Source organism: Actinomadura sp. 9N215, assembly GCF_044326345.1.
In the GTDB taxonomy this organism is placed as follows: domain Bacteria; phylum Actinomycetota; class Actinomycetes; order Streptosporangiales; family Streptosporangiaceae; genus Spirillospora.
Map to the genome: position 1 here is coordinate 106,499 of NZ_JBIRBA010000031.1, position 9,503 is coordinate 116,001.

The 9,503-nt window shown below is 74.0% G+C and carries 8 protein-coding genes; all 8 read right to left on the reverse strand.

All coding sequences use genetic code 11. The features are described from left to right. Nucleotides 1-53: 53 nt before the first annotated feature. Genes ACH34T_RS37025 through ACH34T_RS37060 form a run of 8 tightly spaced genes read right to left on the reverse strand, consistent with a single transcriptional unit; the run spans nt 54 to nt 7,614 of the window. Entirely contained in the window at nt 54-1,382 is a 1,329-nt protein-coding gene (locus ACH34T_RS37025; protein WP_396025651.1) for an NADase-type glycan-binding domain-containing protein, read from the reverse strand. Then, on the reverse strand, nt 1,379-1,930 hold the full coding sequence (locus ACH34T_RS37030; RefSeq protein WP_396025652.1) for a phage tail protein: 552 nt from the start codon (nt 1,928-1,930) through the stop codon (nt 1,379-1,381). Before ACH34T_RS37030 ends, ACH34T_RS37025 begins: the two co-directional genes overlap by 4 nt. After that, on the reverse strand, nt 1,927-3,891 hold the full coding sequence (locus ACH34T_RS37035; RefSeq protein ID WP_396025653.1) for a putative baseplate assembly protein: 1,965 nt from the start codon (nt 3,889-3,891) through the stop codon (nt 1,927-1,929). The genes ACH34T_RS37030 and ACH34T_RS37035 overlap by 4 nt, the downstream gene beginning before the upstream one ends. Further along, complete coding sequence (locus tag ACH34T_RS37040) at nt 3,891-4,346, reverse strand: GPW/gp25 family protein (RefSeq protein ID WP_396025654.1); 456 nt, start codon at nt 4,344-4,346, stop codon at nt 3,891-3,893. The genes ACH34T_RS37035 and ACH34T_RS37040 overlap by 1 nt, the downstream gene beginning before the upstream one ends. Nucleotides 4,347-4,359: 13 nt before the next feature. Continuing rightward, nucleotides 4,360-6,153, reverse strand: a complete 1,794-nt coding sequence (locus ACH34T_RS37045; RefSeq protein ID WP_396025655.1) for a VgrG-related protein — start codon at nt 6,151-6,153, stop codon at nt 4,360-4,362. A 10-nt stretch (nt 6,154-6,163) separates the two neighbouring features. Further along, complete coding sequence (locus ACH34T_RS37050; protein WP_396025656.1) at nt 6,164-6,868, reverse strand: LysM peptidoglycan-binding domain-containing protein; 705 nt, start codon at nt 6,866-6,868, stop codon at nt 6,164-6,166. Then, nucleotides 6,868-7,290: a phage tail protein gene (locus ACH34T_RS37055; protein WP_396025657.1), complete on the reverse strand. Its 423-nt coding sequence runs from the start codon at nt 7,288-7,290 to the stop codon at nt 6,868-6,870. Before ACH34T_RS37055 ends, ACH34T_RS37050 begins: the two co-directional genes overlap by 1 nt. A gap of 15 nt (nt 7,291-7,305) precedes the next feature. Next, the gene (locus ACH34T_RS37060) at nt 7,306-7,614 is read right to left on the reverse strand and encodes a hypothetical protein (protein ID WP_396025658.1); all 309 of its coding nucleotides are present in this window, start codon (nt 7,612-7,614) and stop codon (nt 7,306-7,308) included. Nucleotides 7,615-9,503: the final 1,889 nt, after the last annotated feature.

Sequence of the window (9,503 nt, forward strand, 5' to 3'; positions counted from 1 at the left end):
CAGCGAGGCTCCCGGGCCCCCGGCCGGGAGCCTCGCCGTTTCGGACGGGCCGGTCAGAGCGTCTTCACGGTGGATCGGGTGAAGAACTCGACCTCGGCTATGCAGACCTGACGGTTGGCCGCGACCCCGTACGCGGACCGGATCGTCAGCCTGACCTGGACGACGTTGTCCCCGCGAAGCTTGAGCTTCTGCGGTCCCGGGGAGTCGTCGAGGTGCAACGCCGTCGTCCTGCGCGTCCCGTCGGACGAGACGATCGTGGCGTCCAGGATCTGCGGGCGGGCCTGGGTGGCGTACTTGTCCGGCTGCTTCGAGATCCCCGACGTGATGATCACGTTGAGCAGGCGGCGGGGCTGGGTGAAGGACGCCTCCAGGAAGACGCCCGGGCTGCCGCCCCCGAATCCGGTGCCCCAGAAGGTGGTGTGGAGGCCGTCCATGGCGAGCTGCGGCCCGTGGTTCGGGTCGGAGTGCGACGCCTTCGCCCCGTTCGCCGGGACGGGCGCGCGCTTGACGAAGTGGTCGACGATCCCGTTGGCCACGTCGTCGGTCTTGACCGCGGCCGTCCCGACCAGCGCGGCCCCGGCGAGGACCAGCACCACGACGGTCAGCAGGTTGCCGGGGCCGCGGCGCAGCCTCGGCCGGTCCCCCGCCCAGGGCGCCTCCCGGTCCCGTTCGCCGTGGAAGATCCGCTGCCACCAGGTGCGGGTGCGGAGGCCGTCCTTGTCGGCGGCGGCCAGCCTCATCGCGCACTGGCGGCAGAAGTGCCGGTCGGGCGGGTTCGGGGTGTCGCACCAGGGGCAGGGGATGCCGCCGGACAGGTCCGGACGTCCGGTTCGCACGTGCGGCCGGGCCGCCTCCGGACGGCCCGGCAGGACAGGCGTCGGTCCCTGGGGGACGGGAGCGGGCCGGTTCTCCGGAGCCACGGGGATCAGCAGCCGCCGGGCGCGCTCGTCCTGCGCGGGCGGCGGCTCCTCCCAGGGCGGCCGCTCCTCCGCGGGCAACGGCTGCGGCTGCTGCGCGGGCGGCTGCTCGTGCGGCTGCTCGTGCGGCAGCGGGGCGACGCGACGATCACGCGAAACGCCGGACGACGGCACGGCCCGCCCACCGGACGCGCCGGGCCGTCCGGTGCGCGGCGCGGGTTGCGCGGCGGGCCGTCCGGCAGGCGGTGCGGCGGATGGCGCGGCGTGCGGTATCGGGTTCGGGGCCGTGGGTGCGGGGGGCGGCGCCGTGGGGGGCGCGGGGTTCGGCTCGGGGGGCTGCTCCGCCGGGACGGGCTGGGACGGGCCGCGCGGCCGCGTCCAGTTCAGCACCGCGCCGCAGCGGTCGCAGAACGAGCCGCCCTGACCGGTGGCCCCGCAGTCCACGCACACTCCGGTCGAGGTCACTGCGCTGTTCCTTTCTTCAGAACGTGCACGGCGTAGGGAACGTGGGCCGGACGGACGGCGGCGACCAGCGCGTCCAGCCGCCGCTCGTCCACCCGGGACGGGTCGTCGACCCGCAGGAACACGTCGAGGCGCGGCTCAGGCTCGCCCGGGATCGCGCCGAGCGGACGCTCCGACCAGGTCGCGCCGCCGCTCTCGACGATCTCCGGCGTCTCGCCGAACGCCATCAGGACGGCCGCGGCGACGCCGTGCCGGGTGCCGCGCAGCCGGTGCAGCCCCGTCGCCTTCGCGACGGCGGCGCGGGCCTGCGGTTCGGGCTCGTCGCCGTGCAGCTCGGCGCCGACCCATCCGGCCAGCCAGCCGACGAAGTCGAGCGGGGCCAGCGCGGGCGAGAAGTACGCCTCCAGGTTGTCGAGCACCGTCAGCAGCGGGGCGAGGAGGTCGTCGAGACCGGCGACGTAGCGCTGGGCGAGGTCGTCGTCGGCGAACACCGAGGGCAGCCGCGGGCCCAGCGGATACGGCGAGCGCAGCCCGTCGACGGCGCCCCTCACGACGCCGCTCCCGACGCTCCGCCGAGCACCCGGACCTTATGGTCGTAGGAGAACACGAGGGCGGAGGCGTCCAGGTCGATGCGGTCGGCGGCGTCGCCGCGCTTGCCGGTCAGCGGGTCGGCGGCGTGCAGCCGGACCTCGTCGACGAGCTCCACCCCGGGGACGCGCTGCAACACGGCGAAGATCTCGCCCGCCTGCAAGGGGCGCCCGAACTGCCAGCCCCGGCCGTCGGAGCCGCCGGTCAGCGGGTCGAGGTGGGCGTACAGGGCGTTCAGCGCGGCGCGGCGGACGGCCTCGCCCTCGGCGGCGGCGAACGCGTGCACCGTCGCGACGACCGTGACGCCCTGGTAGAACGGCGGGCCCACGGCCAGCCGGATGCCGATCGGGCGCCGGTCGTCCAGGTAGCGGGTGATCCGGCGCAGCAGGTCGTCGCCTGGCACGAGCTGCTCGAACCTGAGCCGTCCGCCCGGGTCGGGCACCGCCTGCGGCACCACCAGGACGCGCACCGCGCCCGTGCCCGCCTCGTCCACGGGCAGGCAGCGGATCCGGGCGGTGTCGGGCGCGGCGCGGCGGGCCAGCTCCTCGTAGTCGCGCGCGGTCACGGCACGGTCCTGGGCGCGCAGCGCGACGGGGGTGCGCCGTTTGGCCTCGTCCAGCGTCTCGGCGTCGACCCCGCCACGCGCGGCCTCCCGGTTCTCGACCTGCGCGACATACGGGACGGACGTGCGCAGCACGCTCAACGCCCCGCGCGCCACGTTGCCGGTGCGTCCGCCGCCCGTCCGGTACCGGCGCGCGCGCAGCACCGCGCCCTTGTCCGGGACGGCACCGTACTGCCGGAGCCCCCCGTCCGGGGTCCGGACCGCGGGGCCGAACGAGATCTCGCCGGTCGCCGCGTCCAGCCGGAAGTGCGGGTCGGCGGGCCCGGACGCGGCGAAATGCTCCACCGCCTCCCATTCCCGCCAGCCCTCACCGTCGGACGACTCCAGCACCAGCGAAGGGTCGCCGACCACCACGGGGGCGTGCTCCGTCCGGAACCGCTCCCCCGGGACGCCCGCGGCCTCGCCGAGCGTCTCGTCCCGGACCGTCTCGGCGTGGACGGCCCCGGTCGTGCCGCCGACCGTCGCCGCCTCCGCCTGCTTGACGGTCGGCGACACCGAATAGAACGGCTGGCCGGGCAGCGGCTCCGTCACCCGGCAGCGCAGCCACCCCGCCTCCTGGACGCCCACGCGCGACATGACGTGCCCGTCCGGCACATGCAGCACCACCTCACCTGACCGGTTCAGGCCGCCGGTCCCGTCGGACGCGACCTCGCACTCCCGCCAGCCCTCGCCCGTCCACGCCTCCCAGCGCAGCGGCGGCTGCCGCGGGTCGACGCCGACGCCGTCGACCTGACTGTCGAGCCGGATCATCACCGCGCACGACGGGACCGCCGCCGACAGCCCGAGCGCCAGCACGTCCCCCGGACGGGGCGCGGCGGAGAAGCACGCGAAGTCCTCCCCGGACCGGACGTCGGCGGTGTGGTCGGTCGTCGCCCCGCCCTCCGGCTGCACGGCGACCGCGGCCAGCTCGCACGGCACGACCCGCAGGTCCCGCTCGGTGACGAACACGACGGCGTCCTCGTGCTCGGTGCGCCGCGTCGCGACCTCCACCCCGGCGGGCAGGACGACGTCCTCGTCCTGCGGCGCCGACAGCCAGAACGTCACGTCGGTGCGGGCGGCGGCGGGCGGCAGCAGCGTGATGCCGAGCAGTTCGAGGAACGCCACGTGGTTCTTCGCCGGCACCCGGTTCAGCCGGTACACGAGCTGGTCGACCATGTGCGCGACGGCCTCGATCAGCGTCACGCCCGGGTCGGAGACGTTGTGGTCGGTCCACTCCGGGCAGCGCTGCTGGATGTAGCGCTTGGCGTCGTCGACGAACTGCTGGAAGCGCCGGTCGTCGAGGTTGGGCGCGGAAAGGGGCATCAGCTTTCGCTCTCGGAAGACGGATCGCCGTACGGCGGGACGCCGTCGTCCGGCGGCTCCTCATGCGACGGGATCACGTAGAACGGGAAGACCAGGTTGCGCGGGTTGTTGGTGCCGCGGACCTCGTACCGGACGTCGATGAACAGCACCGACCCGTCGTCCGGCGACACGCTCACCCGCACGTCGGTGACCTCGATGCGCGGCTCCCAGCGGTCCAGGCTGCCGCGCACCTCGTAGGCGATGCGGCCCGTGGTCTCCTCGTTGACGGGCGCGAACACCAGGTCGTGGATCGCGCAGCCGAACTCCGGCCGCGTCGGCCGCTCGCCCGGCGCCGTCGCCAGCACCAGCCGTATCGCCTCCTCGATCTCCCGCTCCCCGGTGACCAGCACGATCCCGCCGGACGCGCTGACCCGCATCGGGAACCCCCAGCCCGCGCCGACGAACTGCTCCCCCATGACCGCCCCTCGCTCAAACGACCACGACCGGATGGCCGGCCTGCGTGATCAACCCGTTGACGTTGAGGGCGCCCTGAACCTGGACCACCCCGGTGAGCGTGATGCTCGCCCCCGTGAGGCTGATGTTCGCCCCCGTGAGGCCGATGGTCGGCGCCCGGAGGTCGAGCCTCGACCTGGCGTCGACCGTCGCCACCCCGCCGCTGACCATCACCGCGCGGGCCCCGGAGATGTCGACGGAGCCGTTGCTCTCCACCGTGAGGCGGGTGCCGGTCTCCCGCAGCGTGATGGACATCCGGTCGTCGCCGCTGGAGATCGTGACGCCCTGCCGGCCCGGGGCGTCCAGCAGCTCGATCCGGTTGCCGGAGCGCGAGGCCACGCTGCGCCAGTTGACCTTTCCGCCCGGCCGCGGCGCGACCACCGGCATCCGCTGGTACTTGGGCAGCCGGTCGACGCCGTTGTAGAGGCCGCCGATCACGTAGGGGTGGTCCAGGGCGCCCCGGTCGAACGCGACCAGCACCTCGTCGTTCACCTCGGGCATGAGGAGCCCGCCGCCGCCCTTCCCGCCGAACTGCACGACCCGCGCCCAGTCGCTGACGTAGTCCTTGTCCAGCCAGGGGAAGCGCAGCTTGACGCGGCCCTGGTTCTCCGGGTCGTCGTTGTCGGTGACGAGCGCGGACACCACCCCGGGCAGCCTCGGCGCGGGCGCCGCCGAGCCGCCGGAGGCCAGCCCGAACAGCGAGCGGTCCTGGCGTCCGGACACCGTCAGCCGCGTCACGTACTCCTCGCCGCTCATGAACATGTGCCGGGCGGAGGTGACGGTGTACTTGCCCTCGAACGGCGCGCCGACGCCGTTCACCGCGACCGGAAGCCCGGGGCGCAGCTTCGGGTCGCCATGCACCTCGGCCTCCAGCTCGGCGAGGGCGGAGCCCACGTCCGCGGCGAGCGCCTTCGCGGCCCCGCGGGCCTGCGCCTGCGTCTCGTAGGGGACGCCGGTCTCGACCAGCTCGGCCTTCCCGAACGCCTTGGTCACCGCGCTGCCGGTCAGCCCGATGGACAGCTCGGGGCTCACCGCGGCCTCCGCCATCTCGGCGAACTCCCGCTTGCGCTTGGGGTCCCAGCCCCGCACCTGGACCGTGCTCGTCTGGTCCGAGGCGGTGACCCCCGCCCGGATGCGCAGCAGGTTGGCCCCGAACTCCAGGACGTACGAGTTGGACTCCGCCTTGACGCCCTTACCCGGCGCGCCCGACGCCGGCTTCGGCTTGACGTACCGGAACTTCCCCTCCGGGGAGAAGTAGAGCTCGACGCCGTTCTCCTGCGCCAGCCTCGTCAGGAACTCCCAGTCCGTGACGTTCGCCTGGGTGATCATGTCGTACTTCATCGGGGTCCGGTCGATGCGGTCGACCTTCAACCCGTTCTGCGACGCCAGCTTGCGGGCGATGTCCGAGGCGGTCATCTCCTTGTAGCCCATGACCCGCCGGTTGCGCAGCAGCCGGTGCCCCTGGTCGTGGCCCCGCACGACGGTGTACTTCCCGGTCCGGTCGGAGTCGACCTCCAGCGCGGTGACCTCCCCGGTGAACAACGGCTTGCCGCCGTCCTTGCCGACGACCAGCGCCCGCAGCACCACCTCGGACCCGAGCGTCGCCCGGACGTCCGCCAGCAGCTCCCGCTCCTTGTCCCGGAAGGTCAGCTGGAAGGCGGCGGGCAGGTTCACGCTCGTGTCCACCCACGCCTCGACCAGCTTCGCCTCCAGCGCGCTCGGCAGCCTGCGGTCGTCGATGGTCACTTGAAGCTCGTTGGTGTAGCTCACGACTCCCCCTCTAGACCCGGATCTCGTCGGCGGCGGGGAGCAGCAGCTCACGTCCCGGCGCCAGCCGCATCGGGTCATCGATCTCGTTCGCCTCGGCGATCACCCGCCAGGCCGTCGCGTCGCCGTACTCCCGCCACGCCAGCGACTGCAGCGAGTCGCCCGCCACCAGCCGGTGGACGCTGCGCGCCGTCAACGCCCCCGAGGTCGGATTCTGCTTGGGCGTGTCCTGCGGGATCTCCTCCAGCGAGACCCTGCACGTCGCGCGGATCGGCACCCCCGTGGAACTGAACAGCGTGTAGGACGCGCTCACCTGCCGCACGTACGCCACGAACCGCACGGTCGTGAACTCGCCCCACTCGAAGAGCACCCACGGCGGCGACGCCCGGTCCGGCAGGCTGGACGGCGCCGCCCGCAGGCACGAGAACAGCGTCTCCACCTCGTCGCGGACCTTGCTCGCGCCCGGCTTGTCCGAGGAGTCGAGGAAGATCTCCACATCGAGGCTCTGCTGCTCGGTGCCGAGGAACTCCACCTCCGCCCCGGCCCGCGTCGCGACCGCCGGGCTGGACCGCCAGTTCGCCGACTTGGTCAGTTCGAGCGACGCCGGGTTGAACTGGAACTTGACCACCTTCATCAGCGCGCCGGGCCGCGTCCCCTTGCCCGCGGGCGGGTTGTGGATGCTGAGCTTCGCCCGGACGTGGCTCGCCTTGCCCTTCATCAGCTCATGAACCCGTGGTGCGCGATCTCCAGGACCTCCGTCGCCACCGCCGGGCTCTCGGGGTTCAGCGTCGGGCCCGTCCAGCTCACCGGCACCACCTCAAGCAGCTTCCACCGCGCCACCACGGACCCGTCGAGCCGCAACGCCTCGATCTCCGCCGTCGGCCGCTCGACCCCCGTGGAGACCGAGGAGATCCACGCCGTCACCTTCACCGTCTCCTTGGTGAGCGGCCTGGTCAGCCGGACGTTGGAGTGCCGCACCCGGGAGGGCAGCTGCCACACGTGCCCGTTGTTGCCGCCTTCCTCCCGCTGCTCGATGTCCACCTGGGCGGAAAGGCCGTCGCAACCGTTGAAATCCCCCAGGCTCTCGCCGTCGATGGTGAGCCGGAAGCAGATCGTCGTACCGGGATCCTCTTTGGACATCGTGCGCTCCGTTCGTTAGTACCGCGGGTCGTGCAGCCGCCCGACCCGCTCCCGCTCCATCCGCAACTCCGCCCGCAGCAACCGCGAAAGCGGGCCCAGCAGGTGGCGGGCCAGCTCGTCCGTGTCCATCTCCTCGGGACGGCGGGCGCCCGTCCGTCGTCGGTCGCGACGCTCGCCGTCCCGGCGTTCCTCGTCGCGGTGGTCCTCGTCCCGCCGCTCCACCGGCTGCGCCGCCGTTCCCTGCGGCGTCCGCGGCTGGGGCGCCGGCGGATCCGGGAGGCGCGGCGCCGGATCCGGCTCCACCGACCGTTCCGGGACCGGCATCCGGCGCTGCACCGGCAGTCTTGGTGCGAGCCCAGTGGCCTCTTGGACATGGGCGGTGATCGGAGAGACCACCGGACTCGCGATGGGCGTCCCCGGAGCGGGATCATCTCCGGGCGCCCGGCCGACCGGGCCAGGTGACGCGGTGGAGGTTGGGTTCACCGCGACACGCCGGACCGGCGGCCGCACAGGGGCGACCGGCCGAGCCGCACCAGCGGCCTCGACCCGCCGCAGGGGGACGGGAGACGCCACCGCGCCCGAACCCCGGCGATCAGACTTCCGAACACTCCGCTGGACGACGGGACCGGACGTCCGCCAGACCGGACGAACAGCACCCGCCGCACGCCGCGTCGGCGCAGACTCCGAACCGGACGGCCCCACTCTTGGGGCCGCGACCCCGCGCGGTGGTCCGCCTCCGTCCACACCGACGACGGCCCGACGCTCAACACGCACAGGCACCGACGGACGGGATCCCCTTCCCACCCCCGAACCACGTGGCCGAGACCCGGGCGAGCTGGCGTCCGAAACCTGATCGCGTGATGGAGATGCGGGCGGAGTGGTGGTGTTCGAGGCCGAGCCACGTGGCGCGGACGAAGTGGCGCCCCGAGCCCACGCGCGTGGCGGTGACGTGGGCGGCGGCGGGGTGGGGCTCGGGACGGGGCGGTGAGGTGAGGGTGGGACGGCGTTGAGGGTCGTCGGCTCCGCCGGGGTTGGCGGCTCCGGCGGGGTTGGCGGTGAGGCGGCGCTCGTCCGTGAGGTGGGGAGCGTCGCTTCCGGGCCTGGCTCCGAAGGCTGGACCGGCGCACCCAGGCCCACCCGACGCGTCGACCCGACGACCGGCGGAAGGCCCGGAATCCGAGACGCCGCCCGAGCCGTCCTCGCGGGGCCGGGATCAGCATGACCTTCGCCGGACGGCCTCGCCGTTTCGCGCTGAACCGGAGGTTCCGCATGTCGCGCCACTGGAATCTCGGCGGACGGTACGGACGGTGGCGCGGTTGGAGGAAGGGACGGCTGCGCAGCTGGCGCCGGAGCGGCGCTCGGCCCGCCGTCTGAGGTGATCTTCGCCTCCGGTGCCTTGCCCTTCCGCTGAATCGGACGGGCCGCACCGGCGCTCGGCGAGGTTCCGGACGGCGGACGCGTAGGCGCCCCAGCCGGCTCGTCTCCAGGGCTCTCAGCGCCACCTCGCGGAGGCAAGGGCTGAGTAGACGAGGTCTTGCGCTGAACCGGGAATCCGGTGGTCGGTGAGGCGGGCAGCGGTGCGCCCAGCCCGACACGTCGCGCGCGCGGCGAGGGCTTGGACGTGGAAGGTGCCGGACGTTCGGGCCGGGGCTTCGCTGGTCCGGCGGGCGCGGCGTCGGCTGCGTCCTCGACTCCACGCGCCGCCTTCGCCCCTGCTGATGGGCCTGGCAAGGCGGGCGGGGGGCCGTCCGGCGGCAGGCCCGTGCTCGGCCCGGCCGGGAGCTTCTGGGGTGGTGGGCCTGTCTCGGGTACCGGGTGCGCGACAGCGCGCCCCGGCCCGGCCGCCGACGCGGGCGGCGGTGTGAGCGGCGGTGTGAGCGGCGGCTTCGCGGGCGTCCCCTCGCTCGGCCCTGCCGCCAAGCGAGGAGGCCGCGCCCCAGCGGAAGACTGCGGCTCGGCGGGAGTCTGCGTCCTGGGGGGAGACTGCGTCCTGGCGGGGGTGTGCGCCCCAGCGGGAGACCGCGCCCCGGCGGGAGACTGCGCCCCAGCCGGAGACCACGCCCCGGCAGGAGACCGCGGCCCGGCAGGGGCCTGCGGCCCGGCAGGGGCCTGCGGCCCAGTAGAGGGCTGCGGCCCAGCGAAGGGCTGCGGCCCAGCGGAGGGCTGCGGCCCAGCAGGGGGCTGCGGGGCAGCGGGGGGCTGTGGGGTAGCAG

What these genes read in the sequence shown, in the direction of transcription:
- ACH34T_RS37035 (WP_396025653.1), bottom strand. Translation starts at nt 3,891, where the DNA reads ATGCCCCTTTCCGCGCCCAACCTCGACGACCGGCGCTTCCAGCAGTTC.
- ACH34T_RS37040 (WP_396025654.1), bottom strand. Translation starts at nt 4,346, where the DNA reads ATGGGGGAGCAGTTCGTCGGCGCGGGCTGGGGGTTCCCGATGCGGGTC.
- ACH34T_RS37050 (WP_396025656.1), bottom strand. Translation starts at nt 6,868, where the DNA reads ATGAAGGGCAAGGCGAGCCACGTCCGGGCGAAGCTCAGCATCCACAAC.
- ACH34T_RS37055 (WP_396025657.1), bottom strand. Translation starts at nt 7,290, where the DNA reads ATGTCCAAAGAGGATCCCGGTACGACGATCTGCTTCCGGCTCACCATC.
- ACH34T_RS37060 (WP_396025658.1), bottom strand. Translation starts at nt 7,614, where the DNA reads ATGCCGGTCCCGGAACGGTCGGTGGAGCCGGATCCGGCGCCGCGCCTC.